Consider the following 26,698-nt stretch of genomic DNA (forward strand, 5'->3'; position numbering starts at 1 on the left):
TGCCTTTGATAGAACTTCGCGCGGAAATTGAAAGAGAAGAATCGCTGAACGGAGCCCGACGTGACAAGACTCTGGAACAGATTCTGGAACCACCTCTCACTTCGTGCCCGGCTGTTGCTGCCGATGGCCGCGATGGTGGTCGGCGCCTTGCTGCTCGGCGGCCTCGCCCTGCAGATCGTCTCCCCCGAGCAGTTCGAGAATGAGAACGCCCAGGCCGCGCGCTCCGCCGAGCTGGTGGCCAATGCGCTGAATGCCGCGCTCGCAGTCGCCGGCAATCCGCCGCAAACCCTCGACGCATTCGCGGACAAGCTCGGGAGGTCCGAGACTATCGCATTCGTGCCGCCTGGAACGCGGCCGCAGCGCAGCGCGGCGGACCGCCACCGCGGCAACATTCCCGCGTGGTTCACTGCCCTGCTCGAGGTTCCGGAGCTCGGCTCCACGCATCCGATCAGGATCGGAGCGTCGCATGTCGGGGACATCGTCTTCAGTCCCGATCTGTCGCCGGACATCGAGGAGAAATGGGCGGGCTTCGTTGCGATCGTCTCGTCGAGCTCGGCGCTGATGCTGCTCGCCGCGCTGAGCGCCTATTTCACGACCGGCGCGGCGCTTCGGCCGCTGGCTCAACTCGGCGCCGGACTGACCCGTATGCGAAACGGCGATTATGATGCCGCCATTCCGCTGGCCGGCCCTCCGGAGATCCGCAAGAGCTGTGCGGAAGCCAATCAGCTTGCAGTGACGCTGAGGCGGCTTAGCCAAGACAATCGGAACCTGCTGCGCAAGATCGTCGCCGTGCAGGACGAGGAGCGCCGCGAACTCGCCCGGGAGCTACATGACGAGATGGGCCCGCTTCTGTTCGCGATCCGCGCCAACGCTACCGCGCTGTCGGATCCCGAGGCGGAGGGCCCGCCCGAGCCGGGTTCGCCGGCGCATGGCATCCTCAGCGCAGCCGAAGCCTTGCAACAGGCGAATAGGCGCGTCCTCGAGGGACTGAGCCCGCTTTATGTTGCGGATCTTGGATTAGCCGCAAGCGTACAGACGTTGCTGCGAAACGCCCGATCCCAGGCGCCCGGCCTCCGCGTGACATCCCGGCTCGACGATCGTCTGGATGAGCTCGATGCCCTGCTCTCGCAAACCGCGTACCGCGTTATCCAGGAGGGAGTGACCAATGCGCTCCGGCACGCTCACGCGACCACGATGGGCGTCGCCGCGATCGTCGACGGCGATCAAATTCAGCTCGAGATTTCGGACGACGGCATTGGCCTGCCGCCGGACCTGACCTTTGGGAGAGGCCTGACCGGCATGCACGAACGGGTGCGCGCGCTCGACGGAACGCTGCAGCTGGTCCGTGAGCAAGGCCAGACCATCGTGCGTTGCCGAATTCCACTCCAGAACCATGTTGCGCGATAAGGACGCGTCATCACCGCGAGGAAGGGGCGCACCGCATATGCGAAATCTTACCAAGGGTATCGAATACAAAGATGATCCGAACCCCTTGCCTTCATAGCTCAGACAATCCAGCACCCCGTCGTCCTGCGGCGTGATCTCTTCGAGCCCGAAGGCATCCGCGGCCACCGGGACGATAAGCAAACCAAACGAACACGGCGACAAATTGAGGCCGGCTTCAGTTGGCGACCTCTTCGCAAAAACGGCCCCAGCGCAGTCCGAGCGCGTCGAGGCCGAGTTGGACCTTCGCATCCAGCGCGGCGCTAGCTGATCAGCAAGTTGGCGACCAATCCGACAAGGAAAGACCTGTTTGCCAAGCTGGCGGCACACCACCGGAGCTAGCTGATGAGGTCGAGCGGACCATGAAGGCCTCGGCCTAGGAAGTCCGCTAACCAGCGACGCGGGAGATTAAGGCCACCTCCGCAAGTGGCCTTGCATGGCTCCATTCCTACACCGGGACAATTTCCCGTAGCATTCCGGTACAAGGACCGCACATCGATTTGCTATCCTCTGCATATGCCAAGCACCTTCACCCACAGGGGCGTCACCTTCGACGTAAAACGCCTATATGATGATCAGTTCGAGATCATCATTGAGATCGGCGGAGAAACCACCCGCCATACCGTGCGCACACGATTGGCAGAACTGGCAAAGCGCCGGGCCGAGATGCTGATCGATCGTAAGCTGAAAACAAAAATTAGGCCTATGTAGGCCGCCCCAGTTGGCGGCCTCTAACAGAAAACGGCCCCAGCACCTTTGGGGGCCTAGAGACTGGTGCCGGGGCCAGTCGTCCTTTGATGAATCGGGACGTGACCCGAGGCTTTAAAACTAACACTGGTGTCAGAAATTGCTACTCCTTCCCGATGCGATTGGGTGTCTTAGTTTGTCGTTTGTCGCGGCAGTGCCCTATCTAGACGGCGTGATAAGAAAGGGCCCCAGCAGTGAAGCTGGGACCAGTGTGCAGCTGGGCGTCTCAGTGCCTGTAGCGGTGCGGCACCGAACAGGGCGACAAATGCCAATGCTTGCGCTTCGTTCCTACTCATAAAAGAAACCCCAGCATCCGGATCATGCTGGGGCCAAGCTGGGTCGCCGAGCCGCTGTCCGCCAGGAAGCAACGGTCGTCGTTCTAGGGCTGAAAAAATACGAAATAAAAATTACCTGCCCTGTTGGTCGGATCATCCCAACGACGCTCCGGTCCGGAAATAAACCATGTGAATCCTGGCGAGACAATTTCCGCTTTTTCCCGAGACTTGACGCCACCTTCGATGGGGGTTTGAATTCACTTCTCGGCTCTCTCCAAGCCGAGAACCCTACCGCACAAGGCGAGGCCCCGGACGCGCCACGCCGGGGCCTCTGCTGCGGATTGGCAACAAGGGGCGAGCCCGCTCCCTTGTTGCGTGGAGTTGCGTCATGCGTCGGTCCCAGCTAGGCACCCTCGATCGTTTCATCGACGGATCAGACCATCTACCTGGTCGCCGACGATTTCGGGGCGATCGGCCGCGCGCGGCGCGAGGCCGACATCGTGGCGACCGACCTCGATTCGGCTGATCGGCTTCAACACCGCCGAGCGCTGGTCGGAAGACGTATCCGAAGACGTCGCCCGCGAAATCCAGCGCCGTTGCGATCTGCACAGACCAACGTGCCGACGGCCCTGCGGGGCTTTGTCGTTCGACATCTCGACGATCGGCTGCAACTGCCCCTGCGGCTTGTTTGACGCCTCAGAAATCGCGCAGAGCTGGCTGTTAGAGAACCGAAATAAAAAGTCAGGCTAAGCAGACATCTATTCGTAGGCGGCGCCTCTAGAAACGCTCTAATCTCACCTCTTTAGGCATGTAGGTGAGGAATATGTCCTTTGACCCGATGGCCGCGGCGGTTGATTGGCTTGATGCTTACCGCGCTGGCGACATTGAAGATATCGTTGGCATGTTTGCCGATGATGCGGTGATCCATTGCGATTGTGGAGGCCAGAAGACGCTGACTGGCCGGGAAGCGCTCCGGGCTTATTGGGTCGACAGGCTCAAGCGTTATCCCGCCTTCGGGTTGAACGACATGCAGCCAAACCGCGATTACGTCGCGGTCTCTTACATCACGACCAGTGGCTTAGTTAGCGCGCTTCTGATCTTCAATGCAGCTGGACAGATCAAATCGGTTAGCTGTGGTCCCGGCGCCGCCCGAGATTAGGCTCGAGCATCACAACGGCTTTCCGCTCACTTTTTGCGTGGCCTTAAGATCGCTTTTGATCTCGGCACCGAGGCCATTTGTCAGCGCGGATCGAATCTGTCGGGCGTGCGTGATGGCGCCTCAGCGGCAACCACGCGTTTGGACTGCAGTGCATGGCACTATAGTTGTCGTGACAACTCCGTTCCCGCGCCTGGGCCTATGCCCTTATTCCTGTCGTGCGTTCCGCGGCCGAGCAGGCTTGTCAGAGTTTCAGACAGTTAACGGGTGTTATGGAAACCCAGCTTCCGCGGGGTCATTGTCAGTTCATCACCGCACGGCCCTCGGTAACTATCGGTGACGAGAACGCCGCCACCGCGCTCCCGCCCCACACAAACAGGAGCAGCTTTATGACTAGCAAGCGGCGTCGTTTCAAACAAACCCGATCACTGGGAGAACGTCTGACTGACGAGGCCATGCGCCTGCGCTCGAAGGCCAAGGCGGTGCCTCCATTAGCCAAGAAAGAGGCCCTGCTGAGGGGGGCCGGCAAGACGAAGCGGTGGCTCATCTGACCGAGTGGCTGATGTCCCCAAACTCTGCAGGCGCCAATATAGGCCGCCCATGATCAACCAGCCTCACTTCGACCCCTATTCGAAGGCAGCGCGCATCTGTCTTGGCGTTGCGATATTTAGCGCGACAATGCTTGCTGCGCTGCTGACGAGCATTTTCGCCTAATCAGGCCGCCTCAGTTGGCCGGATAACGGCCCCAGCGCTTCCTGGGCCCGGAGGCTAGTGCCGAGGCAGTTGCCGCTCAACCGTTCCCGCCCCGCGCTGATTCGTAGATCCGCAAGAAGCAGCCCTATACCAAGCGCATTGCACACAAGGCGATCTGGGTTGAACCGAAAGTACTGGCCGAGATCGAGTACCGCTCCAAATCCGCCGAGGGCAAGGTACGGCATCCGTTCTTTCGCGGCGTGCGGGAGGACCTATGACCCTACCTACCGCGCTGCAACTGCTGCGATGACACGCGCTGGGATCATTTTGAACGAGCGCAGGCATATTCGAAAGCGAGCGCGGCCCTTGGATCAGCGAAATCCGAACTGAGCCTTGTCGAACAACGGAAGCGGCCTGTCGCCGAGCCACCCTTGTCGACAATTAAGCGAGGCCTCTGTCTCCGGAATTGCCATCTACTCCAAAAAAATGGCTTCAGCCGAAGGCGCTGAAGCCAAGTCTCCGCTTTTTGGTCGTCGCCGGCGACCGCAGCGTTCGACGCCGGCAGAGTAAAACCGCCGTTTCATCCTGCCGTTCCTATTGCAACTTATTCCCACCATGGCTTGCCGAAAAATCCTGCAGCGCAAGGTCGAATTCAAGGAACGGCTAGCTCTTGGAAATGGTTAAGCTCACACGGCTGTAACTGCATGGGTGCGATGGACTAAGATGCACAAAGACTCGATCATGGACGAGTTGCGGCAGATTGAACTTGATGTTGTGGAGGGAGAAAAACGACTCGCGGAGCAGGAGGCGTTGCTGATCGAGTTAAAGAGGTCAAACGAAAGCACCATCAAGGCTCAAGCTCAGTTCGAGATGATGCGAAAAGATCAACTTGACCGCGAGCAACGTCGACAACGTCTGCTTTCTGTTTTGCATCCGTGATCTAGGCAATTTGCTGCATCTCGCGGAACGGTTACAACCTAAAGAAAATCAGCAGCTCCGCCAACGATCCAGAGCGGCGAAAATCCGAGTAACATTGACGTCCAGAACCGCAGTTCGCGTTTGAGCCGGCCGCGAAGGACGACACAGGCATTTCGGAGCCGTTCAACCTGGGTTCGGCTAATCAAGCATGGCGCTGAGCCGCAATACTGAGAAATCCGACGATCAGTGTTCAGTCTCGGCGCTCTTCTGTCATAGCTTGCCTTCACGAAAGCGAACTGCCCAATGCCCCGGGGGAGCACTGAGACCGATGCCCGTCCCACCTCCCGAGAGCAACCTCCCTTGCAACTCCACAAATTGCCACTTGTTCCTGAAAGTAAAACGGTCTCAGCGCGGTAGGAATCGCTGAGACCGGGCTTTGCTTACATACTGCGGCGTCAGACGTTGTGGGGCGGGATCAGCGCCTGGCTTCAGAGTAACCCAACTTCGTCAGGCCCGCTCCTATGAAAAGGACGGCCAGAAGGCTTTGGGCGCAATCGGCCTGTGCTGGGAGCGCGTCCTGTTAGGCAGCACAAAAAAGATGACCCCAGCATCCGGATCATGCTGGGGCCAGGCCAGATCGAGGACCGCTGTCCGCCGAGAAGCAGCGAGCCTGTTTCCAAGGCTGAAACAATACGAAATGAAAGTTATCTACCCTATTGTTCGGATGCCGCTACTTTTCTGGCTCCACTAGCTAAACGCATATGCGGTCAGGCTAGCGACGAGAACCGAGACACTCAGCGCAGTAACAGACGCAAATGTCCGCTCCACTCCATTCATGCGTTCCATGGTTTTAAGCTCGCTCGTAGGAAGCCTATCGTCGCAGTGTGCAGCAGCGGAGTCATTAACCTTCGTGAATCGCACGCCGTAATTTGGCTTTGGCGATTGGCTTTCTTGAGAGATCCCCTTCCAATTGCTTGACCATCGCTATTGGCCATCGACCTTCATGTCCCGCAATTGCAATGCGGAGCCCATGGACGTCATCTACAAATACGTGCTCAATTGTGCCGGCTTTCCCATCGGACAAGACGACCCCCTTGCCCACCAACTCTTTTTCGGAAGCATGAAGTTCGGAGAGGATGTTTAAAGCGCGTTTGCTGCAGTCAAAAAACTCGTTCATGGGTACGCAACTATCCTAAATGTAATCTGAAGCTGCGATCGATTTACGCTGGGGTCGAGCGGTAGCCCACGCCATATGAGCGCCACGCTCGAAGACGAGTTTTCTATCATGCGGGCACCGCGTCATTAGCACATGTGAAACGCGCTTATGGGGGCCTGCTGCTTTCTGGCGGGGCGTCTTCGTTCCTCAATTTTCATCACGAATGGAATGAGGAACCTAGAACGCCCATAGCCGACGCATTGATCTTGCAAAGTGGCGGGTACGCCTGGCGCCTATAGGGAATAGCTCGCGCTCGAAGACCAATTGATGGGGGCGATGCAAGGACATCGCCATGAGCACCGATCATCTCGCAGCAATTGCGATTGTACCGCTGGTGCGGATTGGCCGCCTCCATTCCGTCAGCTACGACCGCCACCGGCGGCGCGAATAGCGGCATACGTGAATGCTTTCGCGCCTCAGTCCGGCGGCTAAACACCCTCCAATCGAGGCACCCACCGCCCTGCCGCGCCGCAGCATATCCGCAGCGTTCATCGAGCTCGTATCACTTTCGCCCGGCCGTCCTAGTTGACGGCCGGGCTTTTGCGTTAAACCGAGCTGCTAGGTCGCGGGTTCCGATTTCCAGATAAATTGCGACAAAGGCTCAGGCTCGCCGCCGCGACCTGCCTGTTAATTTTGCATTCGGTGCAAAAGAGAACCGCCAATCCGGGTACGGTCGGGCTTGGCGGCTCCGTCCTCTTAGTGGACCGCGAGATCACACCGCGAGGCCGAGCTGGCTTAGATCGGTGGCGACGATAGTCGAGACCGGACGGCTACGGGTTTCCGCGACAATTGCTCAGCGCTGGGGCATGACAGGGCGCGCCTTGTCGTAGTAGTAGACACTAGCGGAGCGCATTTGGCTCCCCGGATCAGGTAACCCAATCGTTCTATCGGTTGCTATTTTCCCCGGTACTATGCGGCGGCTGCGGCCCGCTCGGACCAGCCGTGTGGCTTGTACAAAACCTAGAGCACACTCGGCTAAATAAGAAAGTGGGATAGACGCCTCTAGTTCGACGACGAGTTGCCGGCTACGCTCCTCATTTCGAATGACCGTCCGTTTGATGATCCCGATGGCGAGGAACTGCTGAACGACGAGATGGCCTGGCAGAAGGCCGTGACGACGGTTCGCGATATCGGGTCCAATCTGGACCTCGACAAATCCAATCGTTGGTCGATCGCGGTCAAGGGAGGAACAAAACGCAATCTTTCAGTCGACGTTACCGCCAAGCGCATCGTCTCCCCTTCGAGCTAGCCAGTCGGCTGCAAGTGAAGATAGGCCGGATCGAATCCGGCCAATTCCTCCAATTTATCGTGGTCCAGAATGCGGTAGTGTGGCCGCTCGACTTGCATGATACCTTCTTGCCGCAGTTCCTGCAGCGTGCGGTTGACGTGGACCGTCGAAAGTCCGAGACAATCTCCAAGATCGGATTGCGTAATAGGGAAGTCGAAATCACCGTCGCTCGTTCGACCGACAGCCCTCAATCGACGATGAATTTCGGCGAAAAGGTGGGCCATACGCTCGTCCGCGGACCTGCGGCCGACATTGACGATCCATTCCCTAAAAATCGCCGCGTCAATGAGCGTTTCGCGCCAAAGCGCACCTGTCACATTCGGGCGCTGCTTACACAAGGCCTTGATCGCTTCATGAGGGATGAAGCCAAGCGTGCAGGATGTCAGCGTCGTGAAATCGTGGTCCATGACGTTGAGGTAGAGGCTCTGCAGATCCGGTATTTCGCCGGGAATGTGCAACGAGAGGACTTGCCGCTTGCCGTCCTGCGTGATTTTTGCACGGTACGCAAATCCTTCGGCGAGAAGGCAACATTCCTTTGGCCGGCTGCCATCGGCGACAATAATGTGCTGGGCCGGGACTTGGCGTTCCTGGATCGGCAGCTGCTCAAGTGCCTGAATGTCATCGCTGTCGAGCCGGTTGGAGACAGTTAACTTTGTGATCAGGCTAGTCGCGGTGCTTGAAGCCATCGGCGTTCTCCCCGCATTGGAGGAAATGAGCGTAGCGCCGGCGGTGAAATGCCTGCTTCGCCAGCGAATGATCGGGAGCACGACACTCTCAGCCACCGGCGCCCAATTGATAGTTGCCGATGATGCTTAGATAACAATTGGGGGGACCGCGATGTTCCTCGATAACCTGGCTGAAGCCCGGCAGTCTCAAGGTACGGCCCGATGGAGAAGCCATACTCCAGATTGATCGACCAGCGGCTCGAGCAACTCCAAGCGCACCGCGCACCAACATCCGCCATTATCGGTGGCTTCTGAAAACGCAGCTTTCCGACTTGGAGCGTCAGTTCATCGAAAGGCGCATCGGCGAGGAACTGGAGGCCACGCAAGGCGTGGCCTCTGACGCTCCGCCTCTCGGCATATGCCGGCTGTCATCCAGCCGCCGGGAGATCGGGAGAAAAACATCCATGATCGAACTTTAAAAGCTACTCATTCGCGTTAGCGAGAAGATCGTCGGTGACTACCAGTATCTCATCGATACCGCGACCTCGGAACGAGAGCGCGAGCGCTTTCGCCAGCGCATCGATGAAGAGCAGCAGCTGCTGGATACCCTTCGGCAGCCAGCGCAGATCTCTCGTGCGACGTGACATGGGGATGCACTACCGTAGGATCAAACCAGCTGATGAGTGAGTTGGAGAGCTTGCCCTTGGGCGAGGCTATCCGACTTCGCTGGGTCTTGCGGGACATCAGAGCTAGGCGCTTCATCGTCAGTCCGCTGGATCGGCTGGCGTTCAGAATCTCACCAGATGGGCTACGTCGAAACCATGACATGCTTCCCGTTCTGACGGCGGCGGGCATGGGTGAGATTTGAAATCCGAAAGATGACCTCGGCGATCAGGGCACCGCCGCGATAAAAAGCTAAACAGGCGAGGATAGCCGGCGATCGCGAACCAGGGTTCACCCAGCCGTTGCTGAAAGCCGAGGGCTGCCGCGGTCCATTGCGTCGCTCCTCAGGTCGACGCGACGACGATGCCGAACACGATCGTGATCTGACCGATGTAGATCTTTGCTGGAAACATTCGCCGCCCCATCCGCCCACGCGACGTGAGCGGCACGATGAGAACGGCGAAATTCGGCGAGCCTTCAATCGAAATAAAAAGTCGCGCCATCAGCGAGCGCGATTTCGATCAAGCCCGATCAAGTGCCGAAGTTGAAGATCAAGATCAGCACAGCGTCATCGAATGCTTCAACAGCGCGTGAACACCTGGCGCAGATTGCATCTCGTTGCCATGTCGCGCTCAGCCACCGGGCGATCGGTTGCTCAACAGCGAAGAGACATTGCCTCTGTCGGCAGGCGGCGCGTGGTCGCGCCTCAATTCTGCATGACCAAGCTGCTTCTCATTGTACGCGGGCTTCGGAGTGCCGGATGGATCAGCGATGAGCATGTCGTTCGAGAAATACCCCGCAAGGCGTGCGCATGCCGACCAACTCAGGCTTGTTGGTCCCGGCGCGCAGGGAGCAGCTTGTTTGATGACGTCGACATGCTCGGCATGTCGACGTCGTCGGCAGAGCACGCCTGGCCGAGCCCATCTTCTTGCGCCCAGCTTGTGCTGCCGCCGCTGCCGGTCGAGACTGCGTTGCGGCCGCGTCGGTGTTGAGCCTGCAATCCGCGGATCACTGTAGACGAGAGGTTGGCGCGTCGGTAGACTTTTCTGCGAGATCGTATTCGGCGCGATCGGAGCCGAGCTCGGATACACCCTTCCCTAGTTCGGTCCGGAGCAACGTCTGGAAGCTGTCATCATAGGTCGCGTTGCTGGTGCGGATCGCCGCCCTCCACTGATCGCCGCGATCCCATGCCTCCGTATAGGCGGCGGCAAGATCCGCCTGCTGCCTGTTGGCGATCATCGCTTCGATAATCGATCGGGCCTGCAGCCGATCCTTCGCGCTTTTTGCGGTCGCATCGCGGTCCTCCTTGCGGCGGGAGCCGACGATCAGCTTGTGGATGGCGTAGCGTTCGGGCGATGGAATGAGGACCGGCACGCCCGCACCGTGCAACAGCACCGCGCGGATCGGCTGGAAGATCAGGTAGTCGAGGAAGCGGAGGGGCAGTGCCGCTGCTCCGCCCAGGGCCGGCATCGGGACCGGCCTGCCTGCCTGGTCGTCCGACCACTGGTTCGGCGTCAGGAATTCAACCTTGAAGTTGCCCCTCGACGTGAATTGGGTGGAGACCCTGCCGTCGGCCTGGCTCGGAACCTCGCGGAAGGTCGGATCGACTTGGCGCAGCACCTCCAGGATGGGAGGCATGGAATCCTTGACCGCCACCGAGATTTCATGGAATTGCGCAAAGTCGGCGTCGCCGGTCTGCATGGCGACCGCATCAAGGCGTCGACCGAGCACGGCGGCGTAGCACTGATAGGCAACGGTGCCAACGAGCACGCCCCTCATGCGGAAGAAGCCGGCCTTCGCCAATTCTTCCACCACCTGGCCAGCCATCGGTAGAGGACGCGGCAGATAGGCCTCGCGCGTCAGTGTGGAAACGAGACGGCGACGTCCCTTGAGGTCGGCCTTCAGATCCTTGAATGCTTCGACCCGCTTGGTGATCTCTGGATCGTCGACGGGACCGACATAGCGGCGGTGTTGGCCGGCGCCTTCGGGCTTCGGCGTGTCGAAGTACCAGTATTTTTTGCCCTTCACCTCGACCGCTACGAAGCGGCCGCTCATGGAAAATTCGGAGGTGAAGCTCTCGTCCAGGCTTCGCTGGACAAGCTCCGAATAGAGCGTCTGGTAGCTGATATCGAGGGCTTGGTTCGACGGCATCTTGGAACCTCGCTATACTACTTTCGCGAGAATAGTATAACCACTAGAGATCTGCAGCAAATCGGCTATACTGTTCTTGCAAAAATAGTATAACTATCATTAATTTCAACGTCTTGCGTGCACAACAGATGAGTTCCACGAACGCTCCTGGACGGAAATTGACCGACTTTCCGAGCAATCCGGCCACTTAGCGTCCAATTCCGCGCTTGATGCCGATCGACAGGAAATGCCCTCCCCGCCGACCCGACCGGTGACCAATTGCCCGCGTGCCCGCTCCAGCACCGGCCGCCAGGGCACCAGCGCGAACTCATGGGATCGCTCGATCAGGGCGAACCGCCCACTGTGCAGCGTGAGCACGCGCCGGTAGACGCCCTCAACCTTGTCGCCGGCCTTGACGTCGACATGGTCAAGGCCGGTGCGCGCGGATATGTCGGCCGCAGTCCTTGCCAGCTCACGGGCCTCGAGCGTCTCGAGCATGTTCCGCGCGTACCGCGCTTGCCCCCCTTGCTCTCGCGCCATCCCCTGCTCGATAAGCCATAGCCGCCTGGTTCGCAATGCGGTCTCGACTTCCGCCCCGAAGCCAGCCGACACGAACCCATCGGGCTCCTTGCCAATCAGCTTGCGATCAAGCCACGTTGCTCCCAGCGCCTGCGGCAGATCTTCGAGTCTCTGCCATGACAACACCGCGACGCGTACCGGATTGCGCGAGCGCTGCAGCTTCTCGTATCGGAGCGCCCGGTCGAGATAGTCGTCGCCGACATTCCAGCTCCCGTCGGCAAGACGGCTTACCATTGCCTCACGCCGCATCGCCTCCAGACGCCGTACGTGCGATCCGACATATTCGCTCGATGCCTGCGGGTCGAACTCCCGGTGCAGGCGGTCGCTAGCGAACCGGAATCAAACCGGATCGAAGTAGTGCATCTCCAGGAGCAGACAGCCGCCGACGGATTTGAACGGACCGTGCGGCGCGTGCGGAGGCCGGCAGGCGTAAGTGTTCGGCGGGAAGCTCACGCCGCCCTCGCCCTTGTCATCGTTGCCGACGATCAGGTCGCCCGAGACGAGATAGACCTCTTCCCAATACTCGTGCGAGAACGGCGCCGTCGTATAGACGTCCGGCGCAAAACGGAGCAGCCGGGTTCTCGTACCGTGCCGCTTCTCCTCATCTCGGCCGCCGGCGATGATCTTCTGCTGGATGCCGGCCGGATAGCCCGCGGGCGTTTCCCACCCGGTGGTCTTAACGAGCGTGTAGAATTCGTCGTGCTTCTTGTTGACGGGCATGTGTTTGCTCCCTGATTCAGGCGGCTTTGCTGGAGGTCGAGACGCCGTTGAGGTCGTAGGAATCGAGCATCGTCTGCACCAACCGATCGGCGCCGGTCCAGTCGTAGGTGCGATAGGAATGGCCCTTGGTAACGAAAGTCGCGCCGGCGTAGAACATCTCGTATTGCTGATGGTGCGACCCGAACTCGGAGCCGACGGCGTCCCAAGCGAGCTTGTAGAATTTCACGCGGTCGTGCGAATTGGCCTTCGGCGACTGGGCAGCAATCTCCGGGTTGCCGAAGTCCGCCACCGACGAAGGCAGCATGATCATGCCGCCGCCGGCGAGCTCGCGCAGCGTATTGATGATGTGGGCGTAGAGCTGCTGCGTCAGGACCTGTGCGGAATAGAGCGTGTGCCGATCCGGGATGAAGTAGGGACCGACCTGCGTGCCCTTTGCCTCCATCGCAGCCACCAGCGCATCGACCATGCCGGTCTCGGCTGCGAGCTGACCGAGCATTTCGCGAACCTGCGGGAATTGCGTGACGCCGTTCATTTCGGCGATCCGATGCGCAAGGCCAGTCAGGAACGTGAGCTTCACGCTGAGAGGGACCATCGCCTGGTAGTTTTGGTAGACGTGACAAGGCATGGCATGGAACTGCTTCTGGCACATCTCGACGTTGCCCTCGATGAAGACGCGATCCCAAGGCACCTTCACGTCGTCGAAGCAGAGAACTGAGTCATTCTCGTCGAAGCGGCTCGACAGGGGATTGTCGAACACCGCGCTCGCAATGCCATGATTTGGCGAGGAGATTGACCGCGTGAACGATGCACTCCTGACGGCGTCGAAACCCGAACTGCTCGACAAGGAAGGAGACCGCACGCTTCGCGGCCTGCTCTACGATTATTTCGCGTTCGGACGCAGTCTTGAGGCCTGCCGCGAAATATTCGCGGGCTTCGTCGACCTGTCGCCCACCCAATATCTGATATTGATTGCGATCAAGAATTCGACTGCGGAAGAACCGATGGGCGTGAATCAGGTCGCCGAGCGGCTATATCTGAGCGGCGCCTTCGTCACTAACGAGATCAACAAGCTGGTTTCCGACGGCCTGCTCGAGAAAAGCTCCCACCCCGAAGACGGACGACGGGTGCAACTTGCGCTCACCCAACGCGGAATGAGCCTACTAATCCGCCTTGCCGCTTTGCAGCGCCCGGTCAACGACGCCTTGTTTAGCATGCTGACGCGTGAGGAGTTCAAAGTGCTGTCCCAGTTGCTGTCACGGCTCGCTTCGAACGCCGACAACGCGTTGAAACTCGCCGAACACGCCAGAGCGACGCTCAAACTTCAGGAGGATCAGAACGCCTCCCGAGCCAAGGCACCTAAGCTTCGTCAGAAGCGGCCAGCAGCACGTCATGGCCCGCTGTAATTCCCGTTCTGCGCCGTGACGGAGCAAATCGTGGCCAATGGTAGCGGGAGTCCGCTACATGAGCAGGCTAGCTGACCTAGTCAGGTCAAGGCCAATTCTTAAGTCCGACCAGATCGCGCCAGACCTCTCGCTGTCGCGACGATACCATATTCAGAAGGTCGGGGTCGATGACGCCTGGACGATCAACCTATCCCATGCGCCAGGCACACCACCGCGATCGCATCGACAATGCGCTGGTCGAGACTGGCGTAAGCGTCCAGATCGGTCTGTGCAGGCACCGACCGGACGATCTCAGGGCTCGCCGACGCCGCGACGAAGGTCGTCTGGCGGATAGCCCTAGCGCCTTCTGTTTGTCGCGAACGGATGGAGCTGATTCGACGGCTGGCCGCTCGTGCTCGGCGACGTGATTGCATGACGCGATGCCTACCGTGCTCGCCAGCCTGCGTCGCTCTGCTTTTGCTTCGGCCGGGCCATATAGCTTCCCGTAGCGTCCCTGCGCCTCTTGAACGTCAAAAAAAGCAAAATGGCTCCTCGCGGAGCCCCGAAATCTCGCCGAACGTTTCGCTCCAATTCAAATCGTGCGTCTTGCCATTTCACGCCAATCTTGTGGAATAATTCAGCTATCGATCGCGCAAGGTCATATGCGATGGGACGCGTGCCGACGTTTACCAGCAAGTTGCTGCCGCCTGTAGACAACGGGCTGGACTTTCATCAAACGCGCGAAAGTGCGGCTGAAACTACTTGCACTGGAATAGCCCAGGAATTTTGCGACGTCGGACAGGGGCTTACTCGAGTCTACGAGCAGCCGGCAAGCCAAATTCAAGCGAACCTCCGCAAGCATTGCGCGGTAGCTTGTGCCCATACGGCCGAGATGACGCTGCAACGTCCGCGAGCTGATCTTGCATGCGCGAGCTGTGCCATTTATGGTTGCGTCACCATGTCGCAGCGACGCGACAATGGCCGCGCGGATCGCTTCGGACGAAGGCAAACGGACGGCTCTCATCTGTTGGTGTGAGGCACGAAGTCTATGCTCCGTCTAGAGAATACCAGATGCTTCGACGCCATGGGCATTCCGGGCCTCCTTCCGGCCGACTGTCCGGAAAAACTGGGGCGCCTTTCGATCACCCAGTGGCTCTCGTTCAACCATTGTCGAGCGCACGTAATGCTGCGAGGGTACGGAGAGAGAATTCATCGAAACGCAGCACGAAGGGCTCAGCTTTCCTCCATTCCGGTCGTAGTTTTGATCTCAAGTAAGCCTATGCAGCGAATTGTTGGCCGTCTGGCCATAAGCCGCCAAAAAAGCCGGCAAGACCCGCATCGAAGGAGTGGCTCGCAGCCGATCGCTGGGGTGCAGAGAACGGTGCATGCCGGGAGGGGGCAGCGAACTCTTCCATTTTTGCCGGCCGCGCCAACGCCCGGTCCCAGCGAAACTCCCGCCGACAGGCAGCATCCATTTTACAATCGAGGGGCGGCCCGGTGGCAAATATTCATTTGACGCGCTGCCAGTTCCTCATTCCTTTCGCTGATATCCTTAGCGAAATCGGCGCGTCGACGGGTTCGTTTCTGGCAAAATTTCATCTTCCGACATCATTGGAAGAAAAGGCCAATCACTACGTTCCGATTCTGCGAGCAATCGACTTCGCGGAAATCGCCCGGAGATCACAAGGTATTCCGGATTTTGGATTCCTCGCCTCCCAACGTCTGCACTATTGTCACCTGAGCGAGAAAACCCGGACTCTGATCGGCCATGCCCCAACGCTGTTGGTCGCGCTGCAACAGGCTTGCAAATGGGCATCGATCGAGGACTCGAACTTGAAGAATTGGATCGAGCGCCACGACGGTCACGTGAAGTTTTGCAGCAGTCTCACTGGAACAAAAGGACTCCTGCATCTCGAGCATTCACAATGGCTTCAGAATATTTTCCCCATGTACATTGTCCGGCAATTCGCCGGACCGGATTGGGCTCCTGCTACAATCGCGTTTGAAGCCCGGTATACGCCGAGCCCCGCGTGTCAATCATTCTGGCCAAACACGCGTTTCCTGTCGGGACAAGACGCATCGTGGATCGACGTGCCGATCTCGCTCCTCAGCCTTCCCAATCGCGCAAAGGAGCAAGTGCTCTCCTTGCAAGACGATCAGGCTGGCCCGTCAGGTCATGACATCATCGCAACGCTCAAGTTGATGTTGCCGTCCTACCTCGACCAGGGACTTCCGGCTCTCGCTCAGGTTGCGGAGATGGCTGGCGCGAGCGCGAGGAGCTTGCAACGTAAGCTGGCGTACGCCGGCATGACATACTCGGATCTGCTCGACACCATCCGGTTCGAGAATGCCAGCAAGCTCTTGCGCGACACGGATTCCAAGATCATCGAAATCGCATTCTCCTCCGGCTATACGGATCCAGCGCACTTTACGCGCGCCTTCCGCCGCATTACCGGCGTTACGCCGCGGCAGTTTCGTGCGCAATCGCGGCCGGGACAAGCGCCTGCCTTGGGCGCCATGCTGCCCGAATGATTGAAGGCATCCCTTGATTCGACACGACATCAACGTCGATCGATCGGACCCGGCTTCGCTGGATGGGAGCGCCACGACTTCGGGTGGGATAGATCCCTCCTCCTTTGCGCCGAGGAGCTGAAGCGCCGGTCTCCATCAACAGAACGCCGCCGACGGTCAGGTCGGTGCGGTGCGTGTGCCGCGAACGCGCGGGGCCCTCATGCTCGAACGCACATCAGGCAAACCTAAAAGTCCGGACCAAATACGTCATCGTTGAACTGGGCCGAAGCGTCATCGTTTTCCATGCTGTTGATCAGGTTCTCTTCGGGATTCGTAAAGCCGCCTGCCGAGAGCGTAGTTGCCGGCAATGCATCATAACTGGCGCGATATTTGTCCATAGCGGCCACGCTGCCGACATACGCACAGGTACATCCGGAGGGATCCGCGTAAACGTAGTAGGGACGTCCGCTCCTCTGCCGCAGCTGAAATTGATTGGACGGGAACAACATCAGCCGATTCAACAGCTCCGGCGTGGTCGCAGCGACAGGGCTGAATCCCGATGAGATCAACAATTGACCAGTTGATTGCTGGGCGTAACCGCGAGCACCCGAGCACAACTGGACAAGAAGAGTGACCGAAACGAGGGCTGCAATACTGCCTGCAGATCGAAGACCCATTTTTTCTCCGGAGATATCTGGATGAGCTACCAATTGGAGCCGAGAGTGAAATGGAAGGCGGCTATAAATATGCCGTATACGAACCGATCCAGACCAGGATCGACATCAACAGGCCGATGACGCCGGCGTTGTCCGCGAACACGGTGGCGGTGCCCGGCATTCCGAGCCGGAGTTGGCTACGGTCGATGGTCTTCGGGATCGAAATAGCAGCCGGATAAGCCTTCGCGCCTCCGATCGAGCCGACCCGCGCCAGCGTACCTGAGACCGCGATCTGGCCCTGCCCCACGCCTTGGGGGATAGCCATGACCGTCGCTTCGTGGATGCGGCCAGGGTCGTCGTCGAAGACGAGCTTGACCCGCGCGCCGGGCTTGATGGTCCGGAATCCGTTCGGCGGGAACATGCCGGTGATGACGATATCGTTTGCGACGATGAACGACATCACCGAGCGCGCCGGCATGGCGCGGTCGCCGACCGACAGCGCCATGATCGTAACGACACCGTCGCCGATGGCGCGGATCGTCGTCTGCTCGAGCTCCCACTTCGCATGGTCGAGCTGGGCCTGGATCTGTGCGACGGTTGTGTTGACGCCGCCGATTTCCGACTCCATCGCCAATTGTGCGCTCAGCTGTGCGGCCTTGGCCGCCTGAAGCTGAAACTCGACCGTGTCGTATTGCACCTGGACGTCCTGCAGACGAAACGCGGTCTGCGCCTCCTCGCTGACGAGCTTGCGGTAATCGGAAAGCCGCTGGGTGTGAAAGGCGAGCTGCTTGGTCAGTCCATCGACATTCGCCGTCGCCTGCTCGTAACTGGCCTTCAGTTGCTTGACCTGCTGGCGTGCCTGGGCGAGCGATGCCTCGAGCTGGTTGACCTTGTACTGGAACGGTGCCGGATCAATGCGAAACAGCACCGCGCCGGCCTTCACCGGTTCGTTTGGCTTGACCGGGATTTCGATCACCTCGCCGGAGACATTGGGCGCGACCTCCATGACGCGGGAAATCACGACTAAGCTTCCCGACGGGGTCAGGTAGTTGAACATCGCGAGGAATACCGCGAGGATGAACGCGCCAAGCAGCACGGTGACGGTGCCGGACGCCCAGCCCCATCGGACCAGCTTGAGCCTCGAGAAGACGAGCCAGACCAGGACCAAATAGAGCGTCAGGATGATGAGCACGATGATCTCCTGCATCTGTCGTGCACCGGGATTGAACACTCACAAGGGCGGTGCCATGCCCGTGCCGGCCGGATGCGTGCAATTGCGACTCTGTCGCCGCGCATCCGGCCGATAAAAATTCGATCTCTAGGACGCGCGCTTGAAGCCGGGAGGCTTCCACGTCCCTTCACCAGCTGGCAGAATCGATGGCGGCGTGGTTTTCGGCCAGTACAGTCGCATCACCACATAGATCGGGCCATCCGGCGCCGGCAGCCAGTTTGCCTCCTTGTCGGCTCCCGGAGACTTGTTCTGGACGTAGATCGTCAGCGAGCCGTCGGAACCGCACTTCATGTGCGGCAGCATCGGCGAGTTGATCAGGTAGCGGTTGATCGGGTTCTTCACCAAAAGCTGCGTCTTGCCGTCATACATCGTCACCGACCAGAAGGCGTTGACCGGCGGCAGCTGCTCCGCCGGGAAGGTAAGCGTGTAGCTCGACTTCGAGCAGTCGAGTTCTTTGCCATCGACATCCACTTTGCCCAAAGGATACATGGCCTCCACCGCGTCGTTGCCATAGATGCCGGCCTTCGCGGCTGCCGCGCGCATAAGCCAGTCGCCATGGAAGAATGCGGCATCGCCGAACGGCGCGCCGACGCGCCAGCCGTTGATGTCCTTGCCGAGGGTCGCAACGGCCTCGCTGACCTTGCGCTCGCCCTCCTTCATGCCAAGCAGGATCTCCGCCTTGTCTTCCAGCGACAGGCTGCGGAAATCGAAGCTCTTCCCTGGCCCCACGCCGATCCGCGCCAGCTGCTCGCGGATCCAGCGATCTTCCGGCAGCGCCGGCGCGAATTGAAGCGCGAAATCAAGGTATTCGAAGAACTCGGTGCGGACGAGGTCCTTCTCGAATTTGGGGAAAGAAGGCGCCGGCGCCGGCGAAGGCGCCGGCTGATTCAGGAAGCTGGAAAGCGGCTGCGCCTTGTAGCCGGCCTGAATCTTCTTGACGGCCTCGATATCGGCCGGGTCGAACAGCTGCGTGCGTAAGAGCCCCAGGCAAAAATCGGTGGTCGACCGGAATACCTTCTTGATGCCGGCCGGTGTCACGCCGGTCCATCGCGGGCCGACGATCATATAGCTTCCGGCATCGCTGCCGGTGGCGCGCGTCCCGACATAGCCGAAATTATACGTGTTGAGGTCGTTCAACTGCAGCGAATAGTAGCGCTTGGGGTCGATCGCCGGCACCGAAAAGACAAGCGGTTCGGCCCGCAGGTCCAGCCAAGCGAACGAATACGGCGTGTCGCTGTTGGGGGTGATCACGGCGGTATCTTCGTATGTGAAGACGCGCGCCTCGTTGAACAGTGTATTGAACGGCGCCTTGTACTGGCCCGACGACTTGTCGACAGCGTACTCGTTCATGACGCCGTAGGCCATCACCATCGGCAGGCCATAGATGAAGCCGGCCTCTGCGATGTCCTTGGCCTTGAAGAATCCCGGACGTTCCGACCACTGGGCCCAAGCTTGGCTTGATTGGGCGCCAGCAGCGGCGACGCCTGCCAGCGCGGCAGATCTCAGCAAATCGCGCTTCGTCAGCATGTTCGGGCTCGATCGCTTTTGCATCAACCTACTCCGTTTCCGTGGTGGACGGGCCTGACACGCCAAGCGTCTTTTCGTCCGCTCGCCAACCTAACGAAAAAGCGGCCACCCACTATGCAAATTCGGCAATCTCCAGCCCCGCGCGAAGCAATGGTCTGAAATCGCGCTCAGTTATTGCCAGCGCGGGGTCTTCGACTTCGGCATGCGCCCGCTCGGATCCCCGGCTCGCCAAGCGATTGGTCGGATGGGCCCCCGATCAAGGTCAGAAACTGCATAGCCGATGCTGGGAAGTACGGGCTAGCCTGCCTTGCGCGGCACGAGATGGAGCGCCGCAACGCTGCCAAAAAGCCGCCTTGAACGAAACCAATCCCAGGAAACAACGATGGACATCACCCGCCGTTTTGCGCTGAAGACCGGACTTGCCGCCGCTTCCACTGCACTGACCCCGTCGATCCTCCGAGCGCACGAAGGCCCAGTATTTGATATCGTTGAAGGGGCGGAAGATTTTTGGCTCGCCACCGACGCCTATGTGTTCGGTTATCCACTTGTCACAATCGAGATGACCCGCCGGGTCTTCACCAACGTCGTCAAAGCGGAGGGCACGCGTGCCCCCATGGGTCAAATCATCAAGCTGCGTCAGTATCCGGATGCCTCGTTTCGCGATGTGACAGCACCGAACGCCGATACGCTCTACACCACTGCATTTTTCGACGTCGGCAAGGAGCCATGGGTGTTGAGCGTTCCCGACATGAAGGACCGGTATTTCCTGCTGCCGATGCTCGACGGTTGGACCAATGTGTTCGCCGTGCCCGGAAAACGCACAACCGGCACCGGGGCGCAGACCTATGCAATCACGGGTCCCGGCTGGAGCGGCACGCTTCCGTCCGGCGTCAAGGAATTGAAGGCCCCAACCAACATAGTCTGGTTGCTCGGCCGGATCTACTGCACGGGCACTCCGGAAGACTACGCAGCCGTCCACGCCTTGCAGGACCAGTTCAAGCTGGTGCCGCTGAGTTCCTACGGAAAGGACTACACGCCGCCCTCGGGCAAGGTCGATCCGTCCATCGACATGAAGACGGCCGTGCGCGAACAGGTCAACCGCATGGATGCGGCTGAATACTTCAGCCTGCTCGCCCAGCTGATGAAAGTGAACCCTCCCTCTGCTGCTGACGCGCCCGAACTCGCGCGGTTCGCCAAGATCGGTCTTGTCCCGGGCCAGGACTTCGATGCCAGCAAGCTGGACGCGGATTTCGTCAAGCGCATTCCCCGCGCCGCTTTCGATCGCATCATGCTCCAGCTCAAGGTCAACGACGCCATCAAGAAGGTCAACGGATGGATCTACGACACCAAGACCGGCGTCTACGGGACCGACTATCTCAACCGTGCGCTGGTCACCGCGATCGGGCTCGGCGCGAACCGCAACAGAGACGCGGTTTATCCGCTTTCGCTAAAGGATGCGGACGGTAGCGACTATCACGGCTCGAACAAATACGTCATGCGTTTTCCAAAGGGCCAATTGCCGCCGGTGAGCGGCTTCTGGTCCGTTACCATGTACGATGCCAACTACTTTTTCGTCTCCAACCCGATCAATCGGTACTCGATCAGCCCGCGACAGAACCTCAAGGTCAATCCGGACGGCTCAACGGACCTGTACATCCAGAATCAATCCCCGGGGGCCGACAAGGAGTCGAACTGGTTGCCTGCACCGACCGGCAAGTTCATCCTGATGCTGCGCATGTATTGGCCGAACGAGGACGACCCGTCGATCCTCGACGGCACTTGGTCGATCCCGGCGGCCAAAAAAGCGACGTAAGTTTAAGCGACGGGCAAGGGGACGCTTCGCGGCGCCCCCTTGCCCGTCACGCTACGCAGCGATTATCTTGAGCAAACGATCTCACATCGTTGTAAAAAGCTCCCCGTGACCAACGATGCGCTAAGCTTTCGTTGCGAGCGCTCGCCCTGACTCCAATGTAGGCGGCGGCGCAGGTACCGGTCGCGGAGAAAAGTAGCCATGCTGATCGACACACCGACCGCCGCGCACCTGTCGCAGGTCATTTCGCAAGTAGCGGCGCCCGCATTTCTCCTTGGCGCAGTTGCGGCCTTCGTGTCGCTTTTGATAGGGCGCATGAATCGCGTCGTCGACAGGCTACAGGCATTGCACGCTACGGCCGACGACGACCGTTCCGGAACGCACCCTGATATCCCACATCTCAGGCGTCGCGCTGTGCTTCTGAACAAGGCAATCGTTCTCGCGACGGTCAGCGCAATCGTCACCTCGCTGCTGGTGATCCTGGCGTTCGTGTGTACCTTCTTTCGATTCCAGCATGAGTACGGCGTTGCACTGCTCTTTGTTGTCGCTCTCAGCTTCTTCACGCTCTCGCTTGTAGATCTGGTGCGCGAGGCCCGCCTTTCACTGCATGACCTCAGTCATCACAAGCCCAATCCGTAGCAAGCGGCCGGCTCAGCCGGGCTCTTTCGCGTTGTAGCGCCAAGACTCGAAATCGGCTCGTTTCTGGACGGGCCGGCGCTTCCTCGAGTCGAGAGAATCATCGTCCAGTGCCGGCTGGACGCAAATGGTACACAAAGGCGCATCAGCCAGAGGCTGGCCCGGCGCAAGGACGCCAGGCCACACTCCGCGCGGTCCCGCTAGTAGCACGGGGGATAGGGATAGTATCCGCAAACCGGCGGCCGATAGTAATACGGGTGGTACGCGTAGGCAGCCGCAGCGCCAGCCGCCGCAGCGGCTCCGGCATAATACGCACCTCGATAGGCCGTGCGTCGCGCAACGCCCGCGAATGAAAGCGGCGTAAACGGAAGGCCGATGATGTCGATGAAGACAGAGGCAGGACCGTCGGCGCCCTTGATGTCACCTTCGAGAATATCGACATCGAAGGCAAGGTTATCACCTTCGAGCTTGGGATTCTTCAGTGTGACAACGACATCGCGCACGGTGCTGCCGTCCTTCTGGAATACGGACACTGTGGCGTTGGGCGGATTCTTTGCAAAATTGTCGCTGCCGGTTCCCCAGTCTTCGACGATATGGCTGGTCAGATCGTGACCGGCCGAGCGAACCGGCCGATCCGCAAATATGATCGCATTTGGCGCGACGCCAGTGAGGACCAGCTTGCCGGGCTGCACGTTCGCGCCCCTGGAGTTGAAGACGATCAGTGATGGAACGACCTGGGGTTTGTTGGCCCCGATCGTCTTCAGCGGCGCATGGGACGCCGTGTCTTGCGCCAAGACCATGTTTGTGGCCGCCAAAGCACCGAGAAAAGCAATCGCACGCATCGTATTCGACAGCATGATCAACTCCGGAATAGTGGATTACCTGGACCCAGGCATGATGAAACAAGAATGGAGGCCGGCCGAATTGGACGACCTCCTTTCTTCACTAGTAACCGAACTTATAGTTGAGGCGGAGCGCCAGCAGACTCGCGTCCGTCTTGGTGTTGGCGGTGATCGACGTGATGCGCCCGAGTGACGGCGTCAGGAACGTGTTGCTCTCGTTTACCCGCCACAGATAGTCGTACTCGATGCCGGCCGTCCAATTCGGAGAGAAGCCGTACTCGAAGCCGACACCCACGACGCCACCCCAGCGGGTCCGGTTCGCGAAGGCGAGGCCCGTGCCGCTCACATTGTCGATGATGGCAAAGTCCTGGCTGCCAACCGCGCCGCCGCCCTTGACGTAGAACAAGGCCTCGTTGGCCGCGTAGCCCAGTTGAGCCGTGAAGAGGCCCAGGCCGGCGAGGGTCGACTTGTAAGTACGTGTCGGGTCCTGCGCACTGATGCGCGTGTTGCGGATGTTGGCCCAGTCGCCCTGCGCTTCCAGACCGTACACCAATTGTCCGGCCTGCCAACGATAGCCAAGCTGGCCACCGATGATGCCGCCGCCCTTGCTATTGCAGCCTTCCGCGAAGACGCCGCCAATTCCATTGATTGCGGTGATATCGATGCACTGGTTGCTCCAGCCATATCCACCGTTGACACCGAGATAGAAGCCGGACCAGTTGTACATCATGGGCGCTGCGATCGGCGCCGCCTTGTACGCCGGCCGCTGCGGAAGATCGGCGGCCTTTGCAATACCCGTGAACGCAACGGACATCACCGCCGCTGCGGTAAGTAAACTGATTTTCTTCATCGCCTGCAAGCCTCATTGAACGTGGAAAACACATGAGCCACTTGCCATCGACCTTGTCTCAGTCGGTATGCAGAAACTGTCACCGCCGACCAATTCTTAGCGGTGTTGCACCAAAACCCCACTTCGAGGTCACGGCACGTTGCCAGACCTCAATGCGCGAGACCGGCGATATGTCTCGGATGGCAACTCGCCGAACAGCGACCGGTAGTGGCCGGCAAATCTGCCGAACTCGGTGACGCCGTGTGCCGACAGGATATCGACGACTCCGACCGATGCACCGTTGTCGCGACTGATCTCGTGATAAACCAGGTTTAGCTGCCGAAGCCTCAGATAGAGCTTTGGCGAGAAGCCGAGATAGCGCTCGAAAGCACGCAGCAAGGTGCGGTATTCCACCTTGGTCGCTTTCACGATGTCCTTGATATGGACGATGCTTTCCGACCTGGTCCCAACGAACTCAAGCGCCTCCAGAACGATTCGCTCGTACGAGAGGGTGTACTTGTTGGGCAGGAAGCTTTGGCTCAGGCGATTATCCCGGATGCAAGCCAGCTGATCCATCAGGGCGTCCTCTGCCTCCCGCGCCATCATAGGCCGGTCAGCGAAGGCAGAATCGGAGAAGGAACGCAGAGCCTGCCTCGACACCTCGATCAGCTTCGATTTGATCGGCTCTGGCAACCGGACGAGATGCTTGGCGGTCTTCGGCGAAGCCTGAGTTGTGGCCGCAGGGAGCATGTTCCTCGCGATGCTCTCCTCATTGGGCAGCGACCACGCCACCCATTCGACATGACCGGAACGGACAAAGGTGAAGTGACAGTTCGGAGGGAAAATGACCAGGTCAGAGGCCTGGCATGGCACACCATCGAGCACGACGCGATCGTCGAAGTTGGAGGACTGGACGATCAACGTCGTAAAATTCGGGTCGGTGACGCCATGCGCAATCCCGGGGCCGCCGTCGGTGCCAAACTGAAGGATCGTGCGATTCAACGCGAGAGACTTCACGCCCCAATCGTGAGAGGACGGAGCGGATTTCAGAAATGTCACCCTCGCGCCTCTAACGGCGTCGGTGTATTGCCCGAAATCATTCAATTCAAAATATCCCGCCCGTCTGAGCGGCAATTCAAGAGAAAAATAGAACAGGCGATGCCGCTCTTAGTAACACTGCGCACAGCGGATCGGTCGGCAACGTGCGACCGATCCGCCCTCTGACAATCTACTTCATCTGGATTCCCATCATCTCCCGCTCCGCCTTGAACACGACGGCAATAGCGTCGATGATGAGCTTTTCGGGATGTGCCTTGCAGTAGACGATGACTTCGTGCTCCACGAGCTTGCCCTTGCGCAGGTCGAGGAAATGCTTCTTGGCAAGGCCGTTGTACCAGCCGCTGTACCAGGCCGTCAGCGCATCGGCGTCCTCCTGGTAGGTCCCGGCGAGTTGCGCGCAGGTCAGCTTCTGAACATCGATGAATCCATTCGCGTCGACATAGGCCGACAGCGGGGTCTGGGCCCTGGCAGACACCATTGTGGCAACCAGCAGAGCTACGGAAAGCAGCAGTCTCGAACGCATTGGGGATCCCATTGTGATGAATCGGATGTAGAAAGATCTCAGACGACTTTCAGAGGCCGGGCGCCTTCGCGCGCGACTAGCATCCGAGCTGAAAAGCATCAGCTCGGATGCACGATCAGGATCAAGACAGTCCTATCGGACGTTCGAGGCGGCGCATCGTCCGTCGAACGGGACCGAATATGTGATCGATGTCCCTTGTTCAGAACCGGTAGTTGATGCCGCCACGCACGACATTCAATTCATCCGTGCTGACTCCGGTGCCGACGACTTTCGTGTAGAGATACTCGGCCTTCACGGACCAGTTCGGTGTAAAGCCGTATTCCACGCCGAAACCCGCGGAGATGCCCGGACGCCAGGACGAGGCTGAGCAATCCGGCAAGACGCCAACCGTGCCGCAGGGCACGCCGGCGATGGTTGATGCGCTGGCGGTCGACTTGACGAAGGCTCCGCCGCCGGTGGCGTAGATCAGGACGTTGTTCATGGCGATACCGACCCGGGCCCTCACCGTCGCCAGCGCGCTGATGTTTGACGAGGTGTTCAGCGTGACGCCCTGTCCGATGCCGAGAATGCTCGGCGTTACGACGGAGGACCCGCTGATGTTGGCCCAGTCGATGTCACCTTCCAGGCCGAGCACGACGTAACCCTGCTGAATCTGCCCACCAAACGTGCCGCCGATCATGCCGCCACTGATGTCAAAACCGGCTCGATCGAACCTGTTGGCGAACAGCACCATCGGGTCCTGGTTGCCCCAGCCGTACCCAGCGTTGCCGCCGACATAGAATCCCGTCCAGTTGTAGACGGCGGCAACCGGAGCCTGCGCCTTGTAGGCGGGCGCCGCCGGCAAATCCGCCGCGGCCGCATAACCACCCATCATCAGCGAGGCCGCGATCGCAACCCCAAACTTTCCAATCTTATTCATTGCCGCACCTGATTGATTGAAGAAATCGTGTAGCGGTGATCGCATCGAATGCGCGCGACCCACTATGCAGAATCTGACGCGCGCGTTCTGTTTTCCCGACTGTGGCCAAGTTGCCGCAGCGAAAGCATCGGCGCGCAGTCGGTGTTGAGCGCCAATGGCCTCTCGGTGTCAGGCGAGCAGGCTGACGAATATGCAAATTCTGACAATCCGGTGGTGTCGAGCGATGACCGGGCGCTACTGGCCAGGTTCAACCTTGCCGAAACTCCGTCATGCTGACCCG

General features: G+C 59.5%; 29 protein-coding genes and 1 pseudogene. 13 read left to right on the plus strand and 17 right to left on the minus strand.

The window, feature by feature from the left end; translation table 11 throughout:
• The first annotated feature begins 60 nt into the window (after window positions 1–60).
• A complete protein-coding gene (locus tag ACZBJS_RS03100) occupies window positions 61–1,407 on the plus strand; it encodes an ATP-binding protein (protein ID WP_316394756.1) in 1,347 nt (448 codons plus the stop codon).
• Between the two features lie 462 nt (window positions 1,408–1,869).
• Window positions 1,870–2,154 (plus strand): hypothetical protein, encoded by a 285-nt coding sequence (locus ACZBJS_RS03105; RefSeq protein WP_253587186.1) that lies wholly within the window; start codon window positions 1,870–1,872, stop codon window positions 2,152–2,154.
• Between the two features lie 733 nt (window positions 2,155–2,887).
• Here the strand turns inward: ACZBJS_RS03105 and ACZBJS_RS03110 are convergent.
• Entirely contained in the window at window positions 2,888–3,136 is a 249-nt protein-coding gene (locus ACZBJS_RS03110) for a hypothetical protein (protein WP_057017190.1), read from the minus strand.
• A 152-nt stretch (window positions 3,137–3,288) separates the two neighbouring features.
• On the opposite strand from ACZBJS_RS03110, the gene ACZBJS_RS03115 reads away from it, so the two are divergent.
• The 4 genes and pseudogenes from ACZBJS_RS03115 (at window position 3,289) to ACZBJS_RS03130 (ending at window position 5,253) form a co-directional block, all read left to right on the plus strand.
• Complete coding sequence (locus ACZBJS_RS03115; RefSeq protein WP_057017189.1) at window positions 3,289–3,624, plus strand: nuclear transport factor 2 family protein; 336 nt, start codon at window positions 3,289–3,291, stop codon at window positions 3,622–3,624.
• Window positions 3,625–4,010: 386 nt separating this feature from the next.
• Entirely contained in the window at window positions 4,011–4,172 is a 162-nt protein-coding gene (locus ACZBJS_RS03120; protein WP_309143532.1) for a hypothetical protein, read from the plus strand.
• A gap of 270 nt (window positions 4,173–4,442) precedes the next feature.
• A pseudogene (locus ACZBJS_RS03125) lies at window positions 4,443–4,592 on the plus strand (ATP dependent DNA ligase); the annotation flags it as partial.
• A gap of 463 nt (window positions 4,593–5,055) precedes the next feature.
• Window positions 5,056–5,253, plus strand: a complete 198-nt coding sequence (locus tag ACZBJS_RS03130; RefSeq protein WP_233475604.1) for a hypothetical protein — start codon at window positions 5,056–5,058, stop codon at window positions 5,251–5,253.
• Window positions 5,254–6,133: 880 nt separating this feature from the next.
• Here the strand turns inward: ACZBJS_RS03130 and ACZBJS_RS03135 are convergent.
• Complete coding sequence (locus ACZBJS_RS03135; protein ID WP_316394747.1) at window positions 6,134–6,409, minus strand: PRC-barrel domain containing protein; 276 nt, start codon at window positions 6,407–6,409, stop codon at window positions 6,134–6,136.
• 1,132 nt (window positions 6,410–7,541) lie between these two features.
• Between ACZBJS_RS03135 and ACZBJS_RS03140 the strand changes: the two genes are divergently transcribed.
• A complete protein-coding gene (locus ACZBJS_RS03140) occupies window positions 7,542–7,697 on the plus strand; it encodes a hypothetical protein (RefSeq protein ID WP_473965366.1) in 156 nt (51 codons plus the stop codon).
• Here ACZBJS_RS03140 and ACZBJS_RS03145 read toward each other — a convergent pair.
• Window positions 7,694–8,422: a Crp/Fnr family transcriptional regulator gene (locus ACZBJS_RS03145; RefSeq protein WP_316394743.1), complete on the minus strand. Its 729-nt coding sequence runs from the start codon at window positions 8,420–8,422 to the stop codon at window positions 7,694–7,696. The two genes, ACZBJS_RS03140 and ACZBJS_RS03145, sit on opposite strands and share 4 nt — an antisense overlap.
• 461 nt (window positions 8,423–8,883) lie before the next feature.
• Window positions 8,884–9,048 carry a hypothetical protein gene (locus ACZBJS_RS03150; protein ID WP_463438336.1) on the minus strand — a complete coding sequence of 55 codons (165 nt, stop codon included), beginning with the start codon at window positions 9,046–9,048 and terminating at the stop codon, window positions 8,884–8,886.
• A 466-nt stretch (window positions 9,049–9,514) separates the two neighbouring features.
• Here ACZBJS_RS03150 and ACZBJS_RS03155 point away from each other — a divergent pair, with 466 nt between their 5' ends.
• Entirely contained in the window at window positions 9,515–9,658 is a 144-nt protein-coding gene (locus ACZBJS_RS03155) for a hypothetical protein (protein ID WP_316394973.1), read from the plus strand.
• Between the two features lie 414 nt (window positions 9,659–10,072).
• Here ACZBJS_RS03155 and ACZBJS_RS03160 read toward each other — a convergent pair whose 3' ends face one another.
• The 4 genes from ACZBJS_RS03160 to ACZBJS_RS03175 form a co-directional block, all read right to left on the minus strand.
• Window positions 10,073–11,215 carry a nucleotidyltransferase family protein gene (locus ACZBJS_RS03160; protein WP_316394739.1) on the minus strand — a complete coding sequence of 381 codons (1,143 nt, stop codon included), beginning with the start codon at window positions 11,213–11,215 and terminating at the stop codon, window positions 10,073–10,075.
• 105 nt (window positions 11,216–11,320) lie between these two features.
• Window positions 11,321–12,091: a DUF3363 domain-containing protein gene (locus ACZBJS_RS03165; protein ID WP_463438370.1), complete on the minus strand. Its 771-nt coding sequence runs from the start codon at window positions 12,089–12,091 to the stop codon at window positions 11,321–11,323.
• Window positions 12,092–12,112: 21 nt separating this feature from the next.
• Window positions 12,113–12,493 carry a cupin gene (locus ACZBJS_RS03170; protein ID WP_463438337.1) on the minus strand — a complete coding sequence of 127 codons (381 nt, stop codon included), beginning with the start codon at window positions 12,491–12,493 and terminating at the stop codon, window positions 12,113–12,115.
• 16 nt (window positions 12,494–12,509) lie between these two features.
• Window positions 12,510–13,250, minus strand: coding sequence for a 4-hydroxyphenylacetate 3-hydroxylase C-terminal domain-containing protein (locus tag ACZBJS_RS03175; RefSeq protein WP_410469692.1), 741 nt, complete (start codon window positions 13,248–13,250; stop codon window positions 12,510–12,512).
• 40 nt (window positions 13,251–13,290) lie between these two features.
• Here ACZBJS_RS03175 and ACZBJS_RS03180 point away from each other — a divergent pair, with 40 nt between their 5' ends.
• Entirely contained in the window at window positions 13,291–13,896 is a 606-nt protein-coding gene (locus ACZBJS_RS03180) for a MarR family winged helix-turn-helix transcriptional regulator (protein WP_463438338.1), read from the plus strand.
• Between the two features lie 637 nt (window positions 13,897–14,533).
• Here the strand turns inward: ACZBJS_RS03180 and ACZBJS_RS03185 are convergent.
• Window positions 14,534–14,899: a helix-turn-helix transcriptional regulator gene (locus ACZBJS_RS03185; protein WP_082653779.1), complete on the minus strand. Its 366-nt coding sequence runs from the start codon at window positions 14,897–14,899 to the stop codon at window positions 14,534–14,536.
• Between the two features lie 473 nt (window positions 14,900–15,372).
• On the opposite strand from ACZBJS_RS03185, the gene ACZBJS_RS03190 reads away from it, so the two are divergent.
• On the plus strand, window positions 15,373–16,407 hold the full coding sequence (locus tag ACZBJS_RS03190; RefSeq protein WP_463438339.1) for a helix-turn-helix transcriptional regulator: 1,035 nt from the start codon (window positions 15,373–15,375) through the stop codon (window positions 16,405–16,407).
• Between the two features lie 224 nt (window positions 16,408–16,631).
• Here ACZBJS_RS03190 and ACZBJS_RS03195 read toward each other — a convergent pair whose 3' ends face one another.
• The 3 genes from ACZBJS_RS03195 to ACZBJS_RS03205 all read right to left on the minus strand — a co-directional run bounded on the left by ACZBJS_RS03195 (window position 16,632) and on the right by ACZBJS_RS03205 (window position 19,800).
• Entirely contained in the window at window positions 16,632–17,063 is a 432-nt protein-coding gene (locus tag ACZBJS_RS03195) for a hypothetical protein (RefSeq protein WP_316398796.1), read from the minus strand.
• 61 nt (window positions 17,064–17,124) lie between these two features.
• On the minus strand, window positions 17,125–18,249 hold the full coding sequence (locus ACZBJS_RS03200; RefSeq protein WP_229189067.1) for an HlyD family secretion protein: 1,125 nt from the start codon (window positions 18,247–18,249) through the stop codon (window positions 17,125–17,127).
• 111 nt (window positions 18,250–18,360) lie between these two features.
• Entirely contained in the window at window positions 18,361–19,800 is a 1,440-nt protein-coding gene (locus ACZBJS_RS03205) for a DUF1254 domain-containing protein (protein ID WP_253625998.1), read from the minus strand.
• A gap of 382 nt (window positions 19,801–20,182) precedes the next feature.
• On the opposite strand from ACZBJS_RS03205, the gene ACZBJS_RS03210 reads away from it, so the two are divergent.
• Window positions 20,183–21,613 (plus strand): DUF1254 domain-containing protein, encoded by a 1,431-nt coding sequence (locus ACZBJS_RS03210; protein WP_316398795.1) that lies wholly within the window; start codon window positions 20,183–20,185, stop codon window positions 21,611–21,613.
• Between the two features lie 198 nt (window positions 21,614–21,811).
• On the plus strand, window positions 21,812–22,249 hold the full coding sequence (locus ACZBJS_RS03215) for a DUF2721 domain-containing protein (RefSeq protein ID WP_076826362.1): 438 nt from the start codon (window positions 21,812–21,814) through the stop codon (window positions 22,247–22,249).
• Between the two features lie 197 nt (window positions 22,250–22,446).
• Here the strand turns inward: ACZBJS_RS03215 and ACZBJS_RS03220 are convergent, their stop codons facing one another.
• From ACZBJS_RS03220 to ACZBJS_RS03240, 5 genes are all read right to left on the minus strand, one after another.
• The gene (locus ACZBJS_RS03220; RefSeq protein WP_194295334.1) at window positions 22,447–23,103 is read right to left on the minus strand and encodes a hypothetical protein; all 657 of its coding nucleotides are present in this window, start codon (window positions 23,101–23,103) and stop codon (window positions 22,447–22,449) included.
• Window positions 23,104–23,191: 88 nt separating this feature from the next.
• Window positions 23,192–23,938 (minus strand): outer membrane protein, encoded by a 747-nt coding sequence (locus tag ACZBJS_RS03225; RefSeq protein WP_463438340.1) that lies wholly within the window; start codon window positions 23,936–23,938, stop codon window positions 23,192–23,194.
• 129 nt (window positions 23,939–24,067) lie between these two features.
• Window positions 24,068–24,976, minus strand: coding sequence for a helix-turn-helix domain-containing protein (locus tag ACZBJS_RS03230; RefSeq protein WP_316398794.1), 909 nt, complete (start codon window positions 24,974–24,976; stop codon window positions 24,068–24,070).
• A gap of 169 nt (window positions 24,977–25,145) precedes the next feature.
• Complete coding sequence (locus ACZBJS_RS03235) at window positions 25,146–25,499, minus strand: HdeA/HdeB family chaperone (RefSeq protein WP_076826357.1); 354 nt, start codon at window positions 25,497–25,499, stop codon at window positions 25,146–25,148.
• Window positions 25,500–25,698: 199 nt separating this feature from the next.
• The gene (locus ACZBJS_RS03240; RefSeq protein ID WP_057017172.1) at window positions 25,699–26,418 is read right to left on the minus strand and encodes an outer membrane protein; all 720 of its coding nucleotides are present in this window, start codon (window positions 26,416–26,418) and stop codon (window positions 25,699–25,701) included.
• A gap of 48 nt (window positions 26,419–26,466) precedes the next feature.
• Here ACZBJS_RS03240 and ACZBJS_RS03245 point away from each other — a divergent pair, with 48 nt between their 5' ends.
• On the plus strand, window positions 26,467–26,694 hold the full coding sequence (locus tag ACZBJS_RS03245) for a hypothetical protein (RefSeq protein WP_463438341.1): 228 nt from the start codon (window positions 26,467–26,469) through the stop codon (window positions 26,692–26,694).
• The last annotated feature ends 4 nt before the right edge of the window (window positions 26,695–26,698 follow it).

It is taken from the genome of Bradyrhizobium sp. KZN70725, from assembly GCF_055264925.1.